Source organism: Luteibacter sp. Sphag1AF, assembly GCF_014192715.1.
Taxonomy (GTDB): Bacteria; Pseudomonadota; Gammaproteobacteria; order Xanthomonadales; family Rhodanobacteraceae; genus Luteibacter.
Genome location: NZ_JACHYH010000001.1, coordinates 1480224 through 1503772, shown reverse-complemented (window position 1 = coordinate 1503772; position 23549 = coordinate 1480224). Strand labels below are relative to the sequence as shown.

The 23549-nt window shown below is 60.9% G+C and carries 18 protein-coding genes, 1 tRNA gene and 1 pseudogene; 13 read left to right on the top strand and 7 right to left on the bottom strand.

Annotated elements, in window-relative coordinates:
• Nucleotides 1–210 precede the first annotated feature (210 nt).
• From argS to FHW69_RS06700, 6 genes are all read left to right on the top strand, one after another.
• The gene (gene argS / locus FHW69_RS06725; protein WP_183422198.1) at nucleotides 211–1899 is read left to right on the top strand and encodes an arginine--tRNA ligase; all 1689 of its coding nucleotides are present in this window, start codon (nucleotides 211–213) and stop codon (nucleotides 1897–1899) included.
• Nucleotides 1899–2645, top strand: a complete 747-nt coding sequence (locus FHW69_RS06720) for an SPOR domain-containing protein (RefSeq protein ID WP_183422197.1) — start codon at nucleotides 1899–1901, stop codon at nucleotides 2643–2645. Before argS ends, FHW69_RS06720 begins: the two co-directional genes overlap by 1 nt.
• An 87-nt stretch (nucleotides 2646–2732) precedes the next feature.
• Nucleotides 2733–2808 (top strand) — tRNA-Ile (locus FHW69_RS06715).
• Nucleotides 2809–3535: 727 nt separating this feature from the next.
• Nucleotides 3536–4234, top strand: a complete 699-nt coding sequence (locus FHW69_RS06710) for a hypothetical protein (RefSeq protein WP_183422196.1) — start codon at nucleotides 3536–3538, stop codon at nucleotides 4232–4234.
• Between the two features lie 69 nt (nucleotides 4235–4303).
• A complete protein-coding gene (locus tag FHW69_RS06705; protein ID WP_183422195.1) occupies nucleotides 4304–5953 on the top strand; it encodes a hypothetical protein in 1650 nt (549 codons plus the stop codon).
• Entirely contained in the window at nucleotides 5953–7704 is a 1752-nt protein-coding gene (locus FHW69_RS06700) for a hypothetical protein (protein WP_183422194.1), read from the top strand. Before FHW69_RS06705 ends, FHW69_RS06700 begins: the two co-directional genes overlap by 1 nt.
• 92 nt (nucleotides 7705–7796) lie before the next feature.
• On the opposite strand, the gene FHW69_RS18995 is transcribed toward FHW69_RS06700, so the two are convergent.
• The 3 genes and pseudogenes from FHW69_RS18995 to FHW69_RS19195 all read right to left on the bottom strand — a co-directional run bounded on the left by FHW69_RS18995 (nucleotide 7797) and on the right by FHW69_RS19195 (nucleotide 8912).
• Nucleotides 7797–8264, bottom strand: a complete 468-nt coding sequence (locus FHW69_RS18995; protein WP_343203988.1) for an integrase core domain-containing protein — start codon at nucleotides 8262–8264, stop codon at nucleotides 7797–7799.
• Nucleotides 8265–8402: 138 nt separating this feature from the next.
• On the bottom strand, nucleotides 8403–8597 hold the full coding sequence (locus FHW69_RS18990) for a hypothetical protein (protein WP_255494615.1): 195 nt from the start codon (nucleotides 8595–8597) through the stop codon (nucleotides 8403–8405).
• Nucleotides 8597–8912, bottom strand: a pseudogene (locus FHW69_RS19195) (DUF1153 domain-containing protein). Before FHW69_RS19195 ends, FHW69_RS18990 begins: the two are co-directional and overlap by 1 nt.
• Nucleotides 8913–9114: 202 nt before the next feature.
• On the opposite strand from FHW69_RS19195, the gene FHW69_RS06685 reads away from it, so the two are divergent.
• The 4 genes from FHW69_RS06685 (at nucleotide 9115) to FHW69_RS06670 (ending at nucleotide 14209) form a co-directional block, all read left to right on the top strand.
• The gene (locus tag FHW69_RS06685; protein WP_183422193.1) at nucleotides 9115–12159 is read left to right on the top strand and encodes a DEAD/DEAH box helicase family protein; all 3045 of its coding nucleotides are present in this window, start codon (nucleotides 9115–9117) and stop codon (nucleotides 12157–12159) included.
• Nucleotides 12160–12964: 805 nt separating this feature from the next.
• Nucleotides 12965–13333: a DUF6249 domain-containing protein gene (locus FHW69_RS06680; RefSeq protein WP_183422192.1), complete on the top strand. Its 369-nt coding sequence runs from the start codon at nucleotides 12965–12967 to the stop codon at nucleotides 13331–13333.
• The gene (locus FHW69_RS06675; protein WP_183422191.1) at nucleotides 13326–13898 is read left to right on the top strand and encodes a sigma-70 family RNA polymerase sigma factor; all 573 of its coding nucleotides are present in this window, start codon (nucleotides 13326–13328) and stop codon (nucleotides 13896–13898) included. The genes FHW69_RS06680 and FHW69_RS06675 overlap by 8 nt, the downstream gene beginning before the upstream one ends.
• Nucleotides 13895–14209, top strand: coding sequence for a hypothetical protein (locus FHW69_RS06670; RefSeq protein ID WP_183422190.1), 315 nt, complete (start codon nucleotides 13895–13897; stop codon nucleotides 14207–14209). Before FHW69_RS06675 ends, FHW69_RS06670 begins: the two co-directional genes overlap by 4 nt.
• 34 nt (nucleotides 14210–14243) lie before the next feature.
• Here the strand turns inward: FHW69_RS06670 and FHW69_RS06665 are convergent, their stop codons facing one another.
• From FHW69_RS06665 to FHW69_RS06650, 4 genes are all read right to left on the bottom strand, one after another.
• The gene (locus FHW69_RS06665; protein WP_183422189.1) at nucleotides 14244–14753 is read right to left on the bottom strand and encodes a VOC family protein; all 510 of its coding nucleotides are present in this window, start codon (nucleotides 14751–14753) and stop codon (nucleotides 14244–14246) included.
• 62 nt (nucleotides 14754–14815) lie between these two features.
• A complete protein-coding gene (locus FHW69_RS06660; RefSeq protein ID WP_183422188.1) occupies nucleotides 14816–14962 on the bottom strand; it encodes a hypothetical protein in 147 nt (48 codons plus the stop codon).
• Between the two features lie 67 nt (nucleotides 14963–15029).
• Entirely contained in the window at nucleotides 15030–16010 is a 981-nt protein-coding gene (locus FHW69_RS06655) for a copper resistance protein B (RefSeq protein ID WP_343203979.1), read from the bottom strand.
• Entirely contained in the window at nucleotides 16007–17680 is a 1674-nt protein-coding gene (locus tag FHW69_RS06650; protein WP_183422187.1) for a copper resistance system multicopper oxidase, read from the bottom strand. The genes FHW69_RS06655 and FHW69_RS06650 overlap by 4 nt, the downstream gene beginning before the upstream one ends.
• A gap of 128 nt (nucleotides 17681–17808) precedes the next feature.
• On the opposite strand from FHW69_RS06650, the gene ligD reads away from it, so the two are divergent.
• From ligD to FHW69_RS06635, 3 genes are all read left to right on the top strand, one after another.
• Nucleotides 17809–20358 (top strand): DNA ligase D, encoded by a 2550-nt coding sequence (ligD, locus tag FHW69_RS06645; protein WP_183422186.1) that lies wholly within the window; start codon nucleotides 17809–17811, stop codon nucleotides 20356–20358.
• Between the two features lie 246 nt (nucleotides 20359–20604).
• A complete protein-coding gene (locus tag FHW69_RS06640) occupies nucleotides 20605–22515 on the top strand; it encodes a S53 family peptidase (RefSeq protein ID WP_183422185.1) in 1911 nt (636 codons plus the stop codon).
• Between the two features lie 132 nt (nucleotides 22516–22647).
• A complete protein-coding gene (locus tag FHW69_RS06635; RefSeq protein ID WP_183422184.1) occupies nucleotides 22648–23538 on the top strand; it encodes an acyltransferase in 891 nt (296 codons plus the stop codon).
• Nucleotides 23539–23549 lie beyond the last annotated feature (11 nt).

Below are 23549 nucleotides of genomic sequence, written 5' to 3'. Positions count from 1 at the left end.
GCTAAGCATATGATGCAATTAGCTTTAAGTTATGACGATACCGTGTCTTTACTGTGCTGGCGGCTGAAAGTCCACGGGGCTTGCATATTGCCCACAGAGTTATCCACAGGCTGGGGATAAACGGCCCCAGCACGACGGAACGGCTTGCGCCAGTCCCGCGCGCCCTGTCTGCTAGCATTGCCGGTCCTTTCCGCGCCCTGCCTCATTCAAGTGAAAGAAGATCTCCAACAACTGGTGCTTCTGGCCATCGCTTCTATGCGCCAGAACGGAAGCCTTCCCGCCGATGGCGATTCGCCGGCGTTTGTCATCGAACGCACGCGCAGCCGCGAGCACGGCGACTTCGCCACCAATGTGGCCATGCTGATGGCGCGCACGGCCGGCCGGAAGCCTCGCGAACTGGCTGAAATGCTGGTTGCGGCGCTTCCCGCCAGCGACAAGGTCGCCCGCGTGGAAATCGCAGGCCCGGGATTCATCAACTTCTTTCTGGCGCCCTCCGCGTACCACGCGCAGATGGCCCGCGCGCTGACCGAGGGCCCGGCTTACGGTCACAGCACCACGGGCGGCGGTCGCAAGGCGGGCGTGGAGTTCGTGTCGGCCAACCCGACTGGCCCTCTGCACGTGGGCCACGGCCGTGCGGCTGTCATCGGTGACTGCCTGGCCCGGCTTCTGGCCGCCACCGGCTGGGATGTGACGAAAGAGTTCTATTACAACGACGCCGGGGTCCAGATTGCCAACCTGGCCACCTCGACCCAGGCGCGTGCCCGTGGCGTCACTCCCGCCGATGACGCGTGGCCCGAGGCCGGCTATCGCGGCGACTACATCGCCGATGTGGCCCGCGCGTTCCTTGATCGCGACTCCGTCGAGGCCGACGGCCAGACGGTGACCGCCCACGGCGACGCCAATGACACCGACGATGTCCGCCGCTTCGCCGTGGCTTATCTGCGTCGCGAACAGGATCTGGACCTCAAGGCATTTGGCGTCAGCTTTGACGTGTACTTCCTTGAGTCCTCCCTCTACAGCGACGGCAAGGTCGAAGAGACCGTGCGTGAGCTTGTCGCCCACGGCCATACATACGAGGAAGGCGGTGCGCTGTGGCTGCGCTCTACCGACTTTGGTGACGACAAGGACCGCGTGATGCGCAAGTCCGACGGCACCTACACCTACTTCCTGCCCGATGTCGCCTACCACCTGTCCAAATGGCAGCGTGGTTATGAGCGCGCCATCACCGAACTGGGCTCCGATCACCACGGTTCGCTGGCGCGTGTACGGGCGGGCCTACAGGCGCTGGATGCGGGTATTCCGAAGGGCTGGCCCGAATACGTGCTGCACCAGATGGTCACCGTCATGCGCGGTGGCGAAGAGGTCAAGATTTCCAAGCGCGCCGGCTCTTACGTGACGCTGCGCGATCTGATCGACGAAGCCGGCCGCGACGCCACGCGCTACTTCCTCATTGCCCGCAAGGCGGATTCGCAGCTGGTCTTCGACATCGACCTGGCGCGTTCGCAAAGCAACGACAATCCGGTGTACTACATCCAGTACGCTCACGCCCGCGCCAGCCGCGTGTTCCGTGAACTGGCCGACCGTGGCCTGTCGTTCGACCAGGCTAACGGTGTGGCCCATCTGCATCGTCTCGATACGCCGCACGAGCAGGCGTTGATGGTCGAGGTCTCGCGTTTCCCGGAGGTGGTCGAGTCGGCCGCCGCCACGCTGGAACCACATATGGTCGCGCAGTATTTGCGGGATCTGGCAGGTGCGCTGCACAGCTATTATCACGAACACAAGTGGATCGTGGACGACACGAATCTGCGCGATGCCCGCCTTGCCCAGGTGGTCGCGACGCAGCAGGTACTCAAGAATGGTTTGGATCTGCTGGGCATCAGCGCCCCGGAGAGCATGTAATGGCAACACGCAAGAAGGGCAAAGGCCGCCAGGCTGTCCGTAACGATTCCCGCGGCATGCCCGCATGGAGCTGGGCACTGATCGGCATCCTCGCGGGCGCAATGCTCATGGCGTTTGCCATGCGCGGCACCTGGATGCCCATGATGAACAAGCACGACGGCCCCGAACCCAATCCGCAGGCCACGGCGCAGAAGGGCAGCGACCCGGGTGTGGCCGATCAGCCCGCAGAACCGGACAAGCCCAAGAAGCCGTCCTACGATTTCTACTCGGTGCTGTCGGAGAAGGAAGTGCGCATTCCCGATTCGGAGATCCGCGCACAGGCCAGCGCCGAAGCCCAGCAGCGCCAACAACAGCAGGTCGCCGCGCAGCAACAGGCCCAGCAGCAGGCAGCTGCCGCAGCCCAACAGCAACAGCAGCAACAGCAAAAGGCCGCGCAGGCCAACCTGCCGCAGGCCCAGACACAGACCGTCACGGCAGTGCCGGCAACGCCACTGCCGCAGAGCACCGGCGGCAGCGGCTATCTGTTGCAGGTCGGCGCCTTCCCCAGCGCGGGTGATGCCGAATCACTGAAGGCCAAGCTCGCCCTTCAAGGCTTTGTGGCCAACGTGCAATCGGTGAAGGTAGGCACGCAGACCTACAACCGCGTACGCCTCGGCCCCTTCAAGTCCGCGACGGAACTGGAAAGCACCAAACAGCGCCTGCAATCGGCCGGCATCAACGCCATTGCACTGAAAGAAGGCAGCTAAGGGGCAAACCCCCACGGACGGCGGCGCAACGCCGCCGTCCCGACTATCGTTCCACCCCGCTCCATTCGCTACACTTGCGACCCGCGCGGGCCTATAGCTCAATGGTTAGAGCAGAGGACTCATAATCCTTTGGTTCCAGGTTCGAGTCCTGGTGGGCCCACCATGCGATCTTCTGCGCACGGCATCAATGCGCGATCCACCATAGTTTGGCCGATTTGGCCAAACCTCGATGGACGTCCATCGAGTTTGTCCTCGCTGGCACGGCTGGAAATCAGGCGTACGTGCAGCCTGCAGCAATTTCGAATCCCACTCTCTCCTTTCTGGATGCTTACGCTCCCGGCTGAGGCATTGCGCCATCACCGTCATTCGCCCCGACACGCTCGTCGAGCGCAGCATGGATCCATGCCGGGAGGTCCATCACCTGCCCTGCCTTTCGCGCAGCATCTGCTGACCCGTCAATCATCACGGCGCCGACGTCGCGTCCATCGTGTGACCTCGCTGACCTCCCGATCAGACCTCTAGAGGGGCGGGTGCGGCAGGGCTTCCATGACGCCTGGCAGGAGTTCTTCGGGCCGGAAAGTAAAGGGAGCGCATTCAGAAGCGCGTCTCAACCCGACCAAGAGAAAGTTGCCGAGGCGTACATGGACGACCTGCCAAAGGTCGGGGATCTTCCGACGAGTGCTGCGCCGGGGATTGCCGCCCGCGCGTGGTTTGCCTGCTACCTGGACAAATTGGCCAAGGGTGATAAGGCAGGCGCCGAGCGAATCAGGGACACGTTCCGCTGAGGCCTCCGGCACGGGGTGACTCTGAGCGGTGCCCCGAGCGGGTATGCGTATCTCAGGATTCGAGACGGCCTTCCGGCATCGTCCTGGCATCACAGGAGGACGGCGATGGACGCGACATTCACGCAGGCGGTTCTGGCGCTCTCGGGCATTGTAGGCAGCGGCGCTCTCTGGGCTGGGCTGAAGGTCTTCATCGACTTCGTTACAAAAAACCGCGAATACAAGGGAGCGAAGGTCAATGCGTGGCGCCATCTTCTTGAGGGTCAGCGGTGGAAGACGGCTGCCCCCGCCTTACTCGAATCGACCTTTGCTGATGCCCACGGCTATCTGCTCGGCGACCGGGAAATCCGCTTCGGCCTGTCGCGACACAACACCACGGAATTTTTCCTTCGCCTGTCGCGGTGTCGGGTGATGCTTGAAGTCAACGCGGAAGGCTTGGGATTGACGCATCGTCGTGGACTGAAGTTCGCGCGCTGGGATTATCGTGTCCATGGCATCGGCGCCATGGTTGCTGCCTGCGTCCCGCTGCTGGGTCTCGCGCCGCTGGCAAAGCTCCTTGCCCACGTTCTTGAGCCCGCCGTGGTCGGCTGGCTGTTTGTACTCTCTGGGGCCTGGTTCTTCTTTCATTTTCTCGCCGCCCAGCGGTACGAAGCCGCTCACGTGGTCGTCAGTCGACTCGACCGGTTCTTCCCCGCCTGGTCCGATAGCCAGTCCGTTTTTGCGCCGGCCCCAGGATCCAGGTCGGTCACGCCTATCCGAGGAAGGAATGTTGGTGGCGAGGACAGGGATTTGGCGGCCGGGGGATAGCCTAGCGCTTCTTCTACCGGGCGACAGCTGTTGTATAACGACGCGGCCCCTTCTTTTTGGATGCAGCCCATGGACCGACCGCTGACCGATGATGAGCGTGTGACGCTTCATGCGAGTGACACGTTTGCGGAGAGGTTTGCCGGCGCTGCTGAACCCGTGCCACAACGGGCGCAGGAGAGCGATGACGACGCGTGGGTCGCCCTCCACAACGCCGGGCGCGTCAATTTGCTGGAGCGCTGCCGCAGTGCCCTCGACGGCCTCGACTGGGATGTTGCCTATCCATTCGGCCAGCGGATGGCGAGAGTGTTGCCCGCCCTGCAATCGAGTGCGATGGCGATGGCGGACTTTCTTGTCGCCGTCGAGGACACGCATCTTGGCATGGGCCTTGTTGCTCCGGCGGTGACGGCCTGGCTTCGTGCCAACGCAGATGTTTGCCAGGCGGTGACGCGCGCACCGGCTGAGCGCCATTTGCAGGCGCGTCTCTTCACCCTTGCACTCCAGGCACGAGGTACGCCCCAGGTCGCGCGGGATTGGCTTGGCGACGAGGCGAAGGAGGTCCGTGTGCAGGCGCTCGATGCGCTGTCGAACATGACGGATGATGCGGCCGGCGTCCGTGCGACCGTCGCCATCCTCCCGTCGTTGCTGGCTGAGGCGTCGGACGAGGAGCGCCTGCTGCTCATCAAGGTGGTCATCCACCTGACCGACCTCATGGAAAATGTTGATATTGCCGATGTGGTGACCGCCATCCTCAATGGAGGGGACGCGGCCTGTCTGCGCCAGGCGAGCTTGGGGCTTCGCATCTCGCCGGCCTTCATGACCTCGAACGCGCGGGAGCCGGTGGTTGATGCGCTCGGTGCTCTGGGCGCCGACGCGTCATCGGGGGATGTGACCGAGGTGGTCCGAAAGCTCGCCAGCGCCGGTCATGTGGATTCTGCGGTGCGCCTCTGCGAGATGGTCGGTACCAATGCAATCGTCGCGGTACTTCTCGACACGCTCGATGCTGACACCCGGTGCGATGTCGTCCTCGGCTGGTTGCGGCGTGATGATTTGCGGGTGCTCCCGGGAATGGCGCACTTTTTCACCATGCGTGCGATGGGTGGCGCCGACGACTTTTGTGTTCCATCGTCCTCGGTCGCGCCGATGGCCGACCGGCGATTGTTTGTCGGGATGAAGGCCGTCGCCTGGATGCTTCACGCGCCGCAGAGTGCCATGGCCGTTCTCCTTGCCCTGCTCGATGGCGCGGAAGAGGTCGCCCGCGCACCTTTGCTGACCCTGGTGCGTGATCTCCTGCGCGACGACCAGGGCCTTCGAGTCCCGGTCCAGGCAGCTGCTGATGTGCGGGGTGACGAGCGATTGCGGGAACTCGTACGTGAGCACGACGCGCATATGCACACGCTTGACGGCATGGCACCCTTGCCTGAGTTGCGGCCACCGCCGTCACACAGAGCCGTCATGGTCATGCTCAATCAGCGCGACATGCAGGCATCGTCCCGTGCGGCGGAAGCAGAATCGGCATTTTTGTCGTTTGTCACGCGAATCGAGGTGCTCCACGGGGCCGGCACACTGGGTTCGGTGTACGCACCGGACGGGGCGGCGCACTTCTCAAAAAACATGATGGCGACCATCAAGCGAGGCTATTTATTGCCATCGACAAGCGTCCTTGACCCGGTCGGATACGAAATGCGTCTTGTGACCTTTCGCCTCGCAGGAGTCGAGTGATGAAGGCACTCCTCCGTGAATACCTGACAACCCTCGGCGAGCGGGGTGGGCTCGACGTCCTCCTTCCTGACTTGCTTGCCGAGTCGGGCTTCCGGGTACTCTCCCGGCCGCAGGTGGGGACGACGCAAAAGGGCGTGGATGTCGCGGCTGTCGGTTCGTACAAGGGGACCGAGGCGATGTACCTCTTTTCCATCAAGCCTGGCGACTTGAAGCGTTCGGAGTGGGAGGGGGGCCCCCAGACTGTCGCACCATCGCTGCGCCAGTTTGCGACGTATCGCAGGAACCGGATTGCCCCGGAACACCAGCACCTCCCGGTCGTCGGCTGCCTCGTCACGGGCGGGCAGATGCATGAGACGTTGCACGACGACTGGACCAGGTTCGCGGAGGGCGAGGAACGGCGGGAGAACATCGCCTTTGTCCACTGGAACGGGGACTTGCTCGCCGACATGCTCCTGACCGGGCATCTGCGAGAGGAGGTCATGCCCCGGGAGATGCGCAGCATGCTGCAAAAGGCGGTCGCGATGGCCGACATTGCGGACGTGTCGGCGCACCATTTCGAAGAGCTGACGCATGCGCTCATCTCCCGCAACGAATCGGGGGACGTTGCCGAACGGATGACGGCCATCCGCCAGATCACGCTGGCCGCTTCCATCGTGCACAACTGGTGCCGGGAGATTGGCAATCTCGATGCCGCTTGGCAGGCCACCGCGCTCGCGGTGCTTTGTGCCTGGGAGCTCGCGCGCCAGGCGCTGGCCGACAAGCCGCGTCAACGCAAGAAAATCCTCGCCGCCGTCGCGCATGCCATTGACCTGCACCGGACGGTGGGGGAGGCGTACGTGACCCGACTCGGACGCCACGCCGATGTCCTCAACGCTCTTTCCTTCCAGGTCGCCTCGAAGGAATACCTCGACCGGAACCTTGCGCTGTTTGACGCGCTGGGGCGCGTGGCGATGACCGGACTCTGGTCGTTTCACCATGCCGCGCAGCCACCCATGGCGGAGGCGGCCGATGGGGACGTGTCTGATGGAGGCGCGATCGATGAGCAGGCGCACTCGGTCGAGGTGGTGGGGCTTTGCGTGAACACCGGTCTGGCGATGATTGCCGCCAATCCGGTGCTCTGGCTTCCCTGTCACGACGGCCAGGCCACCGACATCACGTTGTTTCTGCTGCTTTGCCAGTACACCGGCAACGGCGAGCATGTGCGCAGCTGGCTTTGCCGCATGGTCGAGCGCCTGGAATTTACCGTTGTCCGCCGTCAGCGCCATCCGGTGACATACACGGGTTACGAAGAGCTTGCGGCCCAAGGCAGTGGAATGTCTGACCAGGCGTTCCGGCAAGGCACCGGTTCGAGCACGCTGCTTCCTCTCCTTGGAGCCTGGCTGCATCTCCTCGGCGAGACCGCGTACTTCGACCGCCTGGCGCACCTTGTCGAGGCGAGGCTGCCGCATTGCGCGCTGCAGCTGTGGGTGCCGTCGACGGATTCCGACGAGCGGTTGTACACGCACGACCCCTCCCACGGGCTCGCCCTGATAGACGCAGGTCTCGGGAGGGGGGGTGAGCATCTGGTCAAGCACATCATCGCTGCTTGCGAGTTCGAGCCGTCGCTGCGCCAACTCTCTGCCGTAGTCCACCACAACTGGCCCATCGTCCTTACCGCGTGTCGCCGCCAGGGCCTGCCGGTGCCGCCGCATCTGTGGATACCGCCGGGTACCGATGGCGCCGACGGGACCAGCGAATACGGCCGACCCTGACGCCGGTGCATTCACAGGCGTACAGGATGCAGGAGTCGAAACAAAGCGAGCCAAAGGAGGACTTTGTAATGACCCAGCACTTCCTGCACAGGTCAGGCCGCTAAAGCATGAGCCTCAGCGGGTGTTTTCATCTTCAACGCCTGGTGCGGTCGCTGGTGGTTGTAGAAGTGGATCCAGTCGCCGATCGTGCGCATGAGGTGGGTCAGACTTTCGAACCGATGGCGATGCACGCATTGCTCTTTCAGCGTGCGGATCACCCGCTCGACCATGCCGTTTTGCTGCGGGCAATGCGGCGTGATGAACTCTTGCTGGCAGCCATAGCGTCGGACCAGGTGGGTGTATTTGCGGCGGGTAAACACCAAGCCGTTGTCCGATTGAAGCAGGAACGGCGTATCAACCCTCCCCAGCGTGCCGAAGCGACTGATCAGGGCTTGCTCCAGGGCACCCGCCGCCGTGCTTGCCTTGCCAATACGCGACAGGTGCCAGCCCAGTAGTTCGCGGGTATGGCAGTCAATCACCAGGGCCAGACTCAGCCATCCATCCCCCCCCCCCCCACACACGACAGAGGTCCGTCGACCCACGCTCGCTCGGCTGGGTAGCGACCGAGGGCAATGCCTGGATACGCAGACGTTGACCGAGGGGACGTTTGCGCACCTGCCAGCCCTTGAGCGGGAAGATGCGTTGGACCGTGTTCTTGTTCATGCCCAGCAGGCCAGCGACGGTTCGGCCTCGATCAGGGCCTTTACAGGCAAAGCGAGAGCCTCTTGCACCTTCGGCGGCGCCTTGGTCGGGCGGTAATAGATCGTCCGACGCGCCACGCCAAACCAGCGGCACAACTGGACCATGGAGACACCGAAGCCATCGGCAGGCAGTCCCTGCTGACGTGAGACCATCAGGTCTCGTCCTTGCCCAGCAGGGAGCTAAATTTTTTTCTTGCGCGCAACTCCAGCACAGCCTCGCCATAGGCTTCCTGCAGGTCCTTCAGCCGTCGCTCGTACTGCTCGCGCACATCTTCCGGATTGGCGCGTAGCGCGTTCTCCATGCCGCGCTTCGCGTCCTCGACCCAGCCTTCGATCTCAGAGGGGCGGCAAGTCGAACTGGCGACTGGCTTCCGATATCGACGTCTTGTCCTGAATCACTTCCAGGAACAATGCGGACTTGCGGCGGCACGTCCAACGTTTGATGTCTTCTTCCATCACGATACTCATGAGGATGCTCCTTTGGGAAAGTAACACCTGAGCAGGACTTCAGTGGGTCGTTACACGCTCGCATTGATGGGTGAGAGCCCCTTGTGCCGATACTTCGATGACGGCTCTCCCTTGTTGGATATGGTTAATGGCATTCAAAACTCCAATTAGGTAGTAGTACACTTATTCACAGGTCGCTATTAAACCAGCAGGAAGCGTAAGGATGGGGACGGAAAATAACACCGATACTGAATCGTCGCGCGCAGTACTGCGAGCAGCAATATTGCCAAGTCTTCGAAAGGGACAGAGGGCCGCGCTCGAAGCAGCCGACCGATATCTTAGTTCCAGCTCAGGCGACAAAGCATTTCTTATTTGCATGCCTACTGGTGCTGGGAAAACGGGGGTGATAGCGACGTTAGCCCAAACATCACAGGCCCGTCGTGTGTTGCTTATCAGTCCTAGGAAGGCTGTATGTGACCAGCTTCGTCGCGAAGTCGGTGGAGCATTTTTTGCCAAGATTCTTGGTGATCGACCTGCAGGGCTCAGTCGGGTCTCTTGGTTACACACGGTTGACTCAAAGGCCGAGATCCTTGTCTCGACGTTCCAAAAGCTAAGCTGCCTAAAAGAGACTGAGCTAGATCGACTGCAAGCGAGTATCGATCTTGTAATCGTCGATGAAGGTCACTCGGAGCCCGCACCAGTTTGGAATAAGTTGGCGCGCCGCTTTCGCTGTCACCGTTTCATTATAACAGCGACGCCGTATCGGAACGATCTGTTCCAGTTCGACATCGATACTTCGAATGCATATCTCTATACCTACAGCGCAGCGATCCATGATGGCGTTCTTGTAGCCCCGGTGTTTCAGCAGATCTTGCTCGCCGAACTTGTAGCAACCTTAAAAAAGGCAATCGGGGATCAGCCTGGATCAAAGTGCTTGGTTAAATGCAAGAGTTTTGATGACGTCGTTCGTTATAGAGAAGCATTGAAGTCTGGAGGCTTTCGTGTTGCTGCGGTCCACGAACGATTCAATTCCAACGAGCCAGGACTTCATACGGTCGTGCCACCGGATGTTGCTAATGGCGATATCGAGGTCTGGGTCTATCAGAGAAAGCTCGATGAAGGGATTGACATTCCATCAGCGAAAACGATGGTTTTCACATATCCGATAGCCAGCGGCAGAGAGCTAGTTCAAGCCGTAGGCCGCGTTGTTCGAACCAAAGACGACATGCAGGCGGTGGTATTAGACCTGGCCAATGGCGTCAATGAGAAGATGTGGCGCAACTATCAAGACTTCGATGAGTCCATTTCAACCTCTCAAGGGTGGAACAACTTTCTTAAGTCACTGGATCCTTTCCACCTCATTGATAGCTACTTGAGTGTCTTCCCTCGAGTTGGCTATTTCGGCGGTGGTTTCAAGAAGACGTTTGACATCAGCGAGTTGAGCCCTCCCGATGACCTGACCATTCCATCGGCATCTATCTGCTTCGTCGAAAAGGCAGATGAATTCTCGATAGATGGGTTCGTCGATGAGTTGTGGTGGCGTTACCATCGAAACGGAGAGTTGGTGAGACGCTTCAAGGCGGAAGAGTTCGAGGTGCTGGTTAGCATCCGATTTGAAAACTCTAAATTTCTCAAAGACAAGCTGTTCTTCCAGCCTTCCTTGGAAGTGCTTCTCGTTCGTGAGGTTGGCGGTCTATTGGCTATTTATGACAGTCGCTCTGTCGATCATAGTCAAAGCAAAGACCTCGGTACTCGGGCGTCCGTTCCCACAGATGCGATGTTGGCTCTGTCGGGCCGAGACGTACGTGCAAGGCCCAAGGAAGCGCACGCCGTTGCCGTAGGCACCACCCACAGGCGAGCAGAGCGAGTGTCCGCTGCAGGCAACTTGAGCCAAGTTACCGCAGGTCAGTCCAATTCCGCGTACGCGCTTTCTATGCTCCGAGTCGATAACCTTGGAGTTGCCGGGGCTGTTACTTCGAGCTACTACCTTGGAATTAATACTGGTCGAGTTTCCGACCAAAAACGAAAGAATTTTTCGCTGGCCGCATTGCGAGATTGGCTCGATGACATAACCGGCGTCATGACTTCAAGGTCAAATGGCGGAAACGACTTCATCCAATCGTTTGCTCAGCCGGTGAAGTACACGCCCCAGGAAGCTCCTAGCTCGGTAATTCTTGACTTGTCTGACCTTGACCAAGCTGTACCCATCAAGATTGACAATAAGAAATACTTGATGCCGGCCGACTTCATTTATCTAAAGAACAACGGCAAGAGTTTGATCGGCCACCATTTAGCTCTGACTATCAAACTTGACGATTCGAGAAGGATCGAGCTTGAAACTCCCCAGCAAATTGTGTTCGATCCTTCTGGTGAGGACTTCGTTGACTACTTGAACCGAGCGCCATTGAAGGCACTGTATAACGACGGCACCACCTACATCAATGGGCGTTTTTACCGTGTACTGCTGCCGTATCAGAGGGAAATAGATTTGAAGACAAGCGCATTCGCATCGTCAATGACGGGTGTGACTGAACTTGGTTCGAATGGCCTTACTGAAAAAGGGGTACTTCATAAGAATTCCTACTCGGGCACTCAACCAGACGCGTTTGATCCTGGTTCAATCTTTGCGTTGCTGGATCGTTTGCGACTGCCAAAAATTGCAAGTGATTCGCCAGGTCTTTTGGCCATGCGGAACTCGTTGCCAGGCATGGACATAAGCCTCTGCACGGACATGGGTACGGAGCCCGCTGATTTTGTTTTGGCGTCGCCGAGCAAAGTTTGCTTTGTGCACGTTAAATGCGGCACCGCGAATGCTCCAAAATCCGCAGCCGGTTCCTTAGTCGAGGTAGGTGGGCAGGCCCTAAAGAATATCTCCCACTTGATCTCCTTCGCAGAATTTTCCCCGGCCAACCTCTCCTGGCTCCAAGAGGCTTGGCCATCTAAGGCCGCGAAACACCAGCTAAAGCACAGAATTAGATTGTTCGACGGCCTATCAGCTGACGATTATTTGGCAACACATGGTGGTACGTCGTCAGACCTGTTGACTAAGGTATGCAGTGAGCTTAGCCAGCGAATCCGTTCCAATGCCGTAAGCAAGGAGATCTGGATCGTTGCGGGCCGCTCATTTTCCCTCTCGCACTTTTTTACGGAGATGGGAAAAGGTCCCAATGCTGCGCCTGAAACAGTCCAATCGTATCAACTCATCGATTCATGGCGGACGTCCGCTTCAGAATTCGACATCGGCTTGAGAATATTTGTCGCTGATTAACTCACGTCGCTGAGGTTTTCGAGCTGCTCAGATGGACATCCATTGGCGACTCTATCGCCTGGACGCCCGGACGGCGCATGGACCGTGTGTGGATGATGCGCGGTGACAAACTATGGCGGACCCGCATGGCCAAACTTTGTCGGATCGCGCATCAACGCGCAAGTGCTCGTAGCATGGCTGCATGAAATGCGCGACTTGGGGGAAACTCGTAAGAAACCTGTTTTCCCAGCAGCGTCCAAGGTCGCGAATCCGAAGCAGTCATCGTAGTACTAGGCGCCCCGCTCCTTGCACAAAATGGGGCCCGGCAGTGGGCAGGGCACCTGCCGAACCTGTTAAACGTCGCAGCCACGAGAGCCAAAGAAGCGATTTACATCGTTGGCAATCGCGATCATTGGGAAGGTGCGGGGTACTTCGGCGTGCTCAGCACGTACTTGCCCTGACCTTGCGCGCAACACGAAGCGGCGTCCCGATTGCACCCCATGGCACGCCAACGTGCGGGGATCGCGCGTGCGCCAACCAAAGCTTTTCGCGATAAGAAGGGCTTGGGGCCAACCCCGCCATTCTGCCAACCGAACTCCATCCCGGCGGCAAAACCTCCGTCGCCCGGAAACGCCAACCGGACGGCCCGCCCCTGCCCTCCGGCACCCGCCGCTGAATCCATTTGCCCGCCCGGCAGCATCCAAGCCTCTGAAGCATCCCGCAGCGGCCTTGACGGCCGGCGCGGGGCTGACGCAACACTGCGGCAGATGATGTGTGCATCTGCACACCAAGCCCACTCAATCTACGGACCACCTGGAGCGCGTTCATGGAATTCATTGCCATCCCCTTCTTCCTCACCCTGGCACCGGTGCTCATACTTTTCCTGACGTTTCGCTATCGCGCCGGGCAGACTCGGGAGCGCTACCAGACGATGTTGCAGTTGGCCGACAAGGGCGTGGAGCTACCCACCGCTTTGCTGGTGGAGCCGAGGTTGGCGTATAGCGAGCGCCGTCGGGCACTGGTGCTGATTGGTGGCGGCCTGGGATTGAGCGCCATGTTTTTTGCGCTGCCCGGCCATTTTGAGAACGGTCAGGCGGTCAGCGGTCTGTGGGGGTTCGGGCTTCTGCCGCTGATGACGGGTCTGGGTTACCTCGCCAGCTGGTGGCTCAACCAGCGCGAGGGTGCCCGTGGCTGATAGCGCTGCTGAGGCGCGCATAGATCAGGCGCTGGTTGCCCGCGTGCTCGCGGGCAATGATCGTCGGGCGTTCGAGCAGCTGCTGCGACGTCATCAGGGCCTCGTGCGTGCGCAACTGCGCCGGCTGGTGCACGGCGACCATGCCGCCGCGGACGATCTGGCTCAGGAAACGTTCCTGCTCGCCTGGCGGAAACTCGGGCAGTTCCGCGGCGACGCGCGATTCGCCACGTGGCTCTATCGCATCGCTTACTCCTGCTTTTTGCAGGCCTATCGAAAGAAGTCGTGGCACGAAGAAAGTGCAGACGATGAGATCATCCACCAGTTGACCGCGCCCTCGCACACGAACGATCTGCACGTTGATCTTGAGCGGGCCATGCAGCGCCTCTCGCCAGCCGAACAGACCGTTCTGCTGCATTGTGTGCAGTTGGGCCTCAGCCATGAGGAAGCGGCGTATGTGCTGACCATGCCGGTGGGCACTGTGAAAAGCCACGCATTGCGCGGAAAGGCAAAACTGAAACTGTGGCTCGCTCCCTGGAGCGATGCCGTCAATGAGGAGCAGGCATGAATCATTCAGACGATTCCATCGAGATGCTGCTGCGCAGGCAGTTTGAGGGCCATGTCGCGGACGACGGATTCACCGAGCGCGTGATGGAAAGCATCCCCGCCCGACGCCGCCGTGCGGCATGGCCGATATGGACTGGCGTGACACTCGGCATCGCGGCGTGTGGATGGTGCATCGCCGACCTGCCCCATACTCCATGGCGCAATGCACTTGATGGTGCGATGTCGACAGGCACCATGGCAGCGCTGTTCGCTGCGGCGGGCATCTCGCTGCTGGCATGCTGCTGGGCGCTTGCCGAGGCCGATGATCGCTGAGTTTGGCAGTGATCACGGCCTCACGCCGTAACCGTCACCTGCCCTGCCCGTCCGCCGCCTGGCGCAACACAGCGATATCCAGTTTTTTCATGTCCATCAGTGCATCGACCGTGCGGCGTCCACGTTCGCTGTCCGGATCGGAAAGCAACGCAAACAAAGCCACGGGCACCACCTGCCAGGACAGTCCAAACCGATCTTTCAGCCAGCCGCATTGCTGGGCCGCTGGATCGCCTCCTTCGGAAAGCCGGTTCCAGTAGTGGTCCACCTCTTCCTGCGTATCGCAGTTCACTACGAGTGAAATAGCCTCGGTGAAATGGAATGCCGGACCACCGTTCAAGGCAGTGAAACGCTGGCCGGCGAGATCAAAAGCCACCGTCATGACCGAGCCCTCACGTCGGCCCGATGCTTTTGCAGACTCTGCGCTGTAGCGCGTGGTGGTGACGATGCGCGCATCGTCGAAAACCCGGATGTAGAAATTGACGGCCTCTTCTGCGTTTTCGTCGAACCACAGAAACGGCGTGATGCGTTGAATGCGATCTTTCATGGCGCACTCCTTTTCGTCGTGTCGTTTGACGATGGACGGATCAGTGCAACATCGGCATGCGTCTACTCTTCTTCGTCCAGTGCATGCGACGGATCACCCGAGCCGGTCGTCACCGGTTCATCGGCCAGCTCCCGTTCGCGATGAGACGGATCACCGGACCCGGTCGTTTCTTCCCCGGGTCGAACGCGCGGCATCGTTGTGCTCGTCATGGCTGGCTCCTGTGAACTGGCCTGCCGACTCTACAACGGCGTCCATGATGCGCGGGTGGACGGGAACTCAGAACCAGAGGCGAAGGCCGGCGACCCATTGCAGATCGGTGATCCGGTCACCCCGGGCACGCGTGAAACGCGCGGTTTGACCGAAGTCATGGGTGATTTTCACCCCCACGTACGGCGCGAACGAGCGGGAAAACTCGTAGCGAAGCCGCAGTCCCAGTTGCGCGTCAGACAGCCCGCTACCGGTGGCGCGTGCCCTGTCTGCGTTGCCATAGGCGTTGAACTCCAACTCAGGCTCAAGAATCAGCCGCTGGGTGAACAGCAGTTCGTAGCTCGCCTTGAAGCGAGCAGCCGTACGACCCGAGGGCCCGGCATATGCCGTCGCCTCCAGCTCAAACCAGTACGGAGCCAACCCTTTGATTCCAAAGGCTGCCCACTGGCGAGCCGGGCCTTCGCCTGTATCGTGACGAACGCCCAGCTGTGTGTCCCAGAAGGTCGAAACGGCGTGGCTCCAAAGCAGCTCCACGTCTGCCTCATCCAGCGAGCCACGCGTGCGCTCGCCTTCCGTGCGAATCCACAGCTTGTCGACGTCGCCGCCATACCAGCCTTCCGCCTCCCAGCGCTGCCCCTGGCTGTCGCGGCCACTCCATGCTTCGAGCTGGTCGATCATCAGCGTGCCGCGCGTCGCCGCATCGTTCATGTCCATGGCTTGCATGGAACCGTGATGCAATCCGTCGGAATAGTCCGGATTGCGCGCATCGGCCGGTGCAGAGCCGCCCTGCATGGGCCCCATCGACATGCCATCCATATGCGCGTGGTCCATGTCCATGCCGTCCATCGCGCCGTGATTCATCGACGAATGATCCATGCCGCCGGGGTCCGCAGGCGTCGGGTCATCGCCGGCTTTGTCCGTCGGCGGCGGTGTGGCGGCGGGCATGTCCATGCCGTGCGACATGGATGAGTGGTCCATGCCTGCCATGCTGTCCTGCGCATGTGCGGTGCCAGCCAGCAGAAAGACAAAGGCGGCAACGTACGTCCTCACGACACCACCACTTCGCGAAACATGCCCGCTTCCATGTGGTAGAGCATGTGGCAATGAAAGGCCCAGCGCCCCGGCGTATCCGCGCTCACCAGCCACGTGATGCGCTGCGCCGGCTGCACATTGATGGTGTGCTTGCGCACCTGGAAAGCGCCTTCCGGCGACTCCATCTCGCTCCACATGCCGTGCAGATGGATCGGATGATTCATCATGGTGTCGTTCACCAGAATGAAGCGCACGCGCTCGCCGAGGTGAAGGTGAATCGGTTTGGCCTCGGAGAACTTCTGGCCGTCGAACGACCACATGAAACGCTCCATGTTGCCGGTGAGATGCAGTTCGATGTCCCGCGTGGGTGCCCGCGCATCGCGTGGACCGCCTACCGTGCGCAGGTCGGCATACGTGAGAACGCGTCGGCCGTTGTCGCGCAAACCGATGCCCGGGTCATCCAGGTTCACGCGTGGCATGTCCACACGCATATCCACGCCCACGCCGTACTCGGTGCGCGCGTGGTGGGCCATCGGGCCGTCGCCATCCATCGCACCCATCATGTCGTCCATGCTGAGCCATTCGCGCGCATCCACCGCGGGCACCGCAGCGGTCATACCGTGGCCCGGCGACAGCGTGCCGCGCGCGAAGCCGGAGCGGTCGATGGATTGGGCGAAGATCGTGTATGCCCGGTGTTCAGCCGGTTCGACCAGCACATCGTAGGTCTCCGCCGGGGCAACGCGCATCTCGTCAACATCCACCGGTTCAACGTTCTGTCCATCCGTGGCGATCACCGTCATTTTCAGGCCGGGAACGCGCAGGTCGAAGATGGTGGACGACGAGCCATTGATGACGCGCAGGCGGATCTTCTCGCCCGGAGTGAACGCTCCCGTCCAGTTTCCCCGGGGCGTCGTTCCGTTCATCAGATACGTGTACGTGGCGCCGGATACGTCGGACAGATCCGTAGGACTCATGCGCATGCGGTTCCACATGCCACGCTTCGCCATCGCGCCACGCACGCCATCGGCACGAATGTCGCGTACCACGTCGCCCACCGTCGGCTGGCCATAGTTGTACACGTCGCTGCGGGTCTTCAGCTTGCTGTAGACCCGCTCGGGATCTTCGTCTGTCCAGTCGCTCAGCAGCAGCACGTAGTCACGCTGCACGGGATGCGGCTCTTCGCCAGCCGGATCAATGATGATCGGCCCGTACAGTCCCACTTGTTCCTGAAAACGCGTGTGTGAGTGGTACCAGTAGGTGCCCGACTGACGCACGGGAAACCGATAGGTAAAGGTCTCGCCGGGCGCGATGCCATCGAAGCTCAATCCGGGTACGCCATCCTGGTCGGCGGGCAGAAGAATGCCGTGCCAGTGCAGTGATGTGGGGGTTTTCAGGCGATTGGTCACGCGGATGGTGACGGGCGTGCCTTCTTTCCAGCGCAGCAGTGGGCCGGGCACACCGCCGTTTACGGTGACTGCGCGACGCGCCTTGCCGGTGTAGTTGACCGGCGCCTCCACGATGTCGATGGCGTATTCGATACTTCCGGGGGTTTCGCCAGCAATGGGGCGAACCTGGGCGATGCTGTTTCCCGCGCGCCCCAGGCCTGCGCCCAGCACCAGTCCGCCCACGGCCAGGCCCCGGACAAAACGCCGGCGGGAAATATCCAGATCGCTGGGATGGGAAGACATGGCGCGTCCGTGTGTGCTCGGCCCGGCAGGTTACCGGGCGCCATGGTGACGGCTCAAGGTGGAGCAGGGTTCATGCGGCCTGCGCGACCTCGACCGCGGCTTCACCTGTGCAGTGCGATGGATAGTGCATGACGCTGGCCAACTACCGCCGAAAGCGTGACTTCAGCCGTACCCGGGAGCCCGCGCCCGACCATCCGGCACCGGCCGCTGCGCGCGCCATCTTCGTGGTGCAACTGCATCACGCCAGTCGACGTCATTTCGATTTTCGTCTGCAAGTGGGTGACACGCTGCGCAGTTGGGCCGTTCCCAAGGGCCCCAGTTTCGATCCCACGGTCAAGCGGCTCGCCGTGGAAGTGGAAGACCATCCGGTGGCTTATGCCGACTTTGAAGGCGATATCGAAGAAGGCTACGGCAAGGGTCATGTTGATCTGTTTGATCGCGGCGTCTGGTCCACACAGGGCGACGCAGAGGCTCAACTTCGCAAAGGCCACCTGCATTTCCACCTGGACGGGCAACGGCTGAAGGGCGGCTGGCATCTGGTGCGCAGCGGTAAAAAAGAGCGCCAGCCTGCATGGTTTCTCATCAAGGATGCGGATGCCTGGGCCAGCGACGTCGAGGCTGACGATCTGCTGGACGCAACGATGGTGCGCAGCACACGCAAGGCCGCACGCACGCCCAACGAAAAGAAGGCGGCCAGCAAGCTCTCCGTGGCGCGACGACCAACGAGGCCCGTCAAACGCCGGGCATCTGCGGCTAGTATGCGCAAGGCACTGGCGGCCATGCAGGGTGCTCGCGGAGCGGACGTACCATCCGGATTCTTTGCACCGGAACTGGCGAAGCTGCACGACACACCGCCCAACGGCCCGAACTGGTTGCACGAAGTGAAATGGGATGGCTACCGCCTGCTTGCTTCCATCACCGACGGCGAGGTGACCCTGTGGTCGCGCAATGGCCTTGCGTGGAACGACAAAGTGCCGGAAATCACGAGTGCGATCCGTGACCTGAAGCTGGATTCGGCCCGTCTGGACGGCGAGCTGATTGCACTGGACAGCCATGGCCGCAGCGATTTCAACGCATTGCAGCGCACGTTGTCTGGCGAGGCGCAGGCACCGCTGGTCTACATGCTGTTCGATATGCCCGCGCTGCTTGGTTACGACCTCACACGCGCGAGCTTGCTCGACCGCAAGGCGCTACTGAAGCGCGTCGTGGAACACACGCCCGCGCATCTGGGCTTCAGCGACCATCATCTGAACGATGGCGACGCCGTCTTTCAAATGGCGATGGACCAGCAGCTCGAAGGCATCATGTCCAAGCGGGTGGATTCCGGCTATCGCGCCGGACGCAGCGAGGACTGGCTGAAGATCAAGCGGCTGCAAAGCGACGAATTTGCCGTGATCGGTTACACGCCCGCCAAAGGGGCGCGACTGGCGTTCGGCTCGTTGCTTCTGGGGCGGCCCGGTGAAGGCGACCAGTGGACTTACATGGGCCGCGTCGGCACAGGTTTCACAGACGGACAATTGAAACAGCTCGGCGAAACACTCGCCACGAAAGGTACGCGCGAGCCACCCATCCGCCTCAACAACATCGACCCGTTGCTGAAAGGCGCGCTCTGGATCAAGCCGACGACGGTGGCGGAAGTGTGGTTCCGGGGCATCGGCAACCATGGTCTTCTGCGCCAGCCCAGCCTCAAGACGCTGCGGATGGACAAGCGCCCCATGGACCTTCGAGGAAACGAACCCATGCCAGATACTCCCCGAAAAATCGCCAAAAATAAGGGAAAAACGCGCTCACCGGTTGTCATCACCCATCCCGACCGCGTGGTCTTTCCCGAAGACAACATCACCAAGCAACAGGTTGCCGACTACTACCACACTGTGATGCCGTGGCTGCTTCCCGGCATCGTGAATCGTCCGACGTCGACCATCCGTTGTCCGGGCGGCATCGGCGAGCACTGCTTTTTTCAGAAGCATCTGATCGCAGGCCTGGAGTACGCAGGGGCAGCGAAAATAAAGGAAGAAACAGGCGCTACCGCAACATGGCTCTATCCGAAGAACGAAGAAAGCGTGATCGAGCTCGTGCAGTTTGGTGCCATCGAGTTCCATCCGTGGGGTTCCACCGTTGCAACACCGGACATCGCGGATCGCATCGTCTTCGATCTCGATCCTGGCGAAGGCGTGAGCTGGGCCCGTGTGGTTGCTGCGGCCAGACAAGTACGCACGCTGCTTACTGCCATCGGTCTCGTATCGTTCGTTCGCACCACGGGCGGAAAGGGCTTGCATGTGGTCGTGCCTTTGAATCCGGGATCGCCGTGGGACCTGGTGAAGTCATTCGCGCGGGGCTTCGCCGAAGCCCTGGCGGGCATGCACCCGCTCGAATTCGTGGCGACATCTGCCAAACGACTGCGCAACGGAAAGATCTATCTGGATTACCTGCGTAACGGGCGCGGCGCCACCAGCGTGGCGTCGTACTCTTTGCGCGCACGTGCTGGTGCGCCCGCATCGGTGCCGCTGCGATGGGAAGAGCTGGACAAGATCAAGAGCGGCAGCGCATTCAACATCCATACGCTACCGAAGCGATTGGCGCGCCTTCGCGCCGATCCATGGGAAGGTTTTGATGACGTGCGCCAGAGCCTCGAATCGCTCACGTTTCAGGCAGGGCAGGCGGATGCAACGTCGTGAAGCACCTTTGCCGACGTAAGAATTTTTCCTAAGCACACGCCGGCCCCTGTAACACCCATGAGACACCCGGCTTCGGCAAGCCGCATCACGGCTCAGTTGCGCAAGATAAATCGCTTTCGGCGCAGATACTTACGACACACCCAGACTCTTCCATCGCGGAGACTCGCGAGATAGCTTGCAGGTGGCCAGCGCCCGATGAACAGGGGGTCCCGCGCTGTCGCGATCACCTTCATGGGAGAAACTTTCATGCTCGCGAACTTCCGTCGTCATGCTCTGGCGGCTGCCCTTACGGCCGTTCTGTTGTCGTTCTCTTTCGCCGCTGCGGCGCGCGATAAAGGTCCCACGGTAGATCTTGGTTCGGCCGATCCGACGCAGACGCTTAACGTGACGCTGGTGCTGAAAGTTCAGCACCCCGAGGCACTGGAGCAATTCGTTTATCAGACCGCTACGCCGGGCAGTCCGCAATACGGACATTTCCTGTCGACGGCACAGTTCGCATCGCGCTTCGGGCCCAGCGACAATGACCTGAAGCAAATTAGCCAGTTCCTCCAGAAGAACGGCATCACGCAGGTGGAAGTGCTGCCCAGCCATCTGGCTATTCGTGCCACCGGCACGCTGGGCCAGTTCACCACCGCATTCCAGACCCCGGTGCATGACTACGAGCGCGACGGCCATCGTTTCCATCGGCCCAGCAAGCATCCCGTGCTTCCGGTAGCGCTGTCCGGCACGCTGGTTGTAGCGGCGGGCCTGAGCAACGAGCCGAGGTATCTTTCCCATCGCGTCAACAGCAACAAGGCCGGCACGCTCAGTTCCGCACCTGCCATTGCCACGCTCACAACGGCGTCGGGCAGTACAGCCACCAACACGCCCGGTGAGTACACCGTGGGCGACGTGGCGAATTTCTACAACATCAACCCGCTGTACAAGGCCGGTATCAACGGCAAGGGCTCCACCATCGGCATCGTGACTCTGGCGGGCTTCATTCCGCAGGACGCGTACGACTACTGGTCACTCATCGGCTTGCAGACCAAGCCCAACCGCATCACCCAGATCCATGTGGATGGCGGTGGCGTGATCAGTTCAGATGCGGGCAGCGGTGAAACATCGCTGGACGTTGAGCAGTCCGGCGGTCTTGCACCGTTCGCCGACCTTCGCGTGTACGACGCACCGAACACCAGCGGCGGTTTCCTTAGTGCGTTCTATCAGGCCGTGTCGGAAAACATCGCCGACAGCATTTCGGTCAGCTGGGGTGAACCGGAAGAGTTCTACTTCGACTCACCGTTGAGCGGTGGCGACTACACGGGTGAGCTCGTCGCGTTCCACCAGGTCTTCCTTGAAGCTGCCGCTCAGGGCATTTCGATGTTCGCCGCGACGGGCGATTCGGGCGCCTATGACACCGTCCGTGACCTGGGCAACACGGCCTTCAGCGCACCGCTGACTGTGGACGCGCCAGCCGCTGATCCGTTTATCACGGCAGCGGGTGGCACGACCGTGCCGTTTACCTTCAGCTTCTCCGGCGGCCCCACGGCGTCGATCGACCAGGAGCAGGTCTGGGGCTGGGACTACCTGCAAACCTACCTGGACAAGGTACGCCCGGGCGTGTACGACCTGTTTTCCGTCGGCGGTGGCGGCGGCGTCAGCGTGTTCTGGCCAACGCCGCTTTATCAGCTCTTCACCCCAGGCATCCGCAAGAGTGAGCCCGGGCAATCGCTGGTCGCCCAAAACCCCAGCCAGAGCCTTGAGGGTTACACCCAGACGACCCCGCTGACCCTGTTGAACCTGAAGGCGAATTTTGCCGGCCGCAACGTGCCCGACATCGCATTCAACGCCGATCCTGAAACCGGTTATCTGCTCATTTCCAGCACCGACGCGGAGGATGGCGTGGTGACAGGCGAGGGCGGTACCAGCTTCGTGGCACCGCAGCTCAACGGCGTGGCCGCCCTGTTGAAGCAAAACTCGGGACACCGGATCGGTTTCTGGAATCCCCAGCTGTATCTGCTTACTGACACGGTCAGGTACGGCAAATACTCGCCGTTTACTGACATCAAGGCAGGCGACAACTGGTTCTATCACGGCAAGGGCGGCTATGAGCCGGGCGCCGGCATCGGCACGCTGAATGTGGGTAACTATGCTCAGTTCCTGAAAGCGGGACTCTGACCGGGCACACGCCTGAAGCGTCAACCATCAGCGGGCGGGTCGTCACGACCCGCCCGCTTTGGCGTCAGGGCTGTCGCTTCGGGCCGTCAACCCGTTAGTCTTTGGGCCTTGCATCCCTATTTCTGGCCTCGCATGTTCGCTTCACTTCCTGCCTTTTTGCGCATTCCGCTGGTCTGCCTCCTGCTGGCCCTGAACATCGTCTGCCATATCACGCCGTTGTTCGCGCTTACTTTTGTGAAGCTGATCGTCCCGATCCGGGCCGTCCGACAGCTGTGCACGCGGGGACTGGTGGCGTTGGCAGAAAGCTGGATCGCCAGAAATTCGAAGCTGTTCGACGTGTTCACCCGCATCCAGTGGCGGGTGGACGGCCTTGAGCACCTGCAAAGCCGGGAGAACTTTCTCGTCATCTGCAATCACCAGAGCTGGGTGGACATCCCCGTTTTGCAGAAGCTGTTCAACCGGCGCATTCCGTTTTTCCGCTTCTTCCTCAAAAGCGAACTGATCTGGGTTCCGCTCCTGGGACCGGCATGGTGGGCTCTGGATTTCCCGTTCATGAAGCGCTACTCGCGGGAAAAGCTGGAAGCTCATCCGGAGTTGCGCGGTAAAGATCGCGAAGCCACGCGCCGGGCCTGTGAAAAATTCCGCAGCGTGCCGGTGTCAGTGATGAACTTCACCGAAGGCACCCGTTTCACGCCCGCCAAGCACGCCGCCCAGAAGTCGCCGTACACCCATCTGCTGCGCCCGAAAGCAGGCGGCGTTGCCTTCGTGATGGATGCGATGGGCGATGCCATGCGCTCCCTGCTGGACGTGACCATCGTGTATCCGCAGGGGCCGGGAAGCATGATGGACCTCATCGCCGGACGCATCCGCGAGATCCGCGTGCACGTGCGGCAGTTGCCGCTGCTCGCTGAGCTACGTGGCGATTACGAAGGCGACGCCGCCTTCCGCGAGCGCTTCCAGCTGTGGGTCAACGAGCTGTGGGCCGAGAAAGACGCCCGCATCGGCAGGATGCTGGCGTCGTAACGCACGCTGGC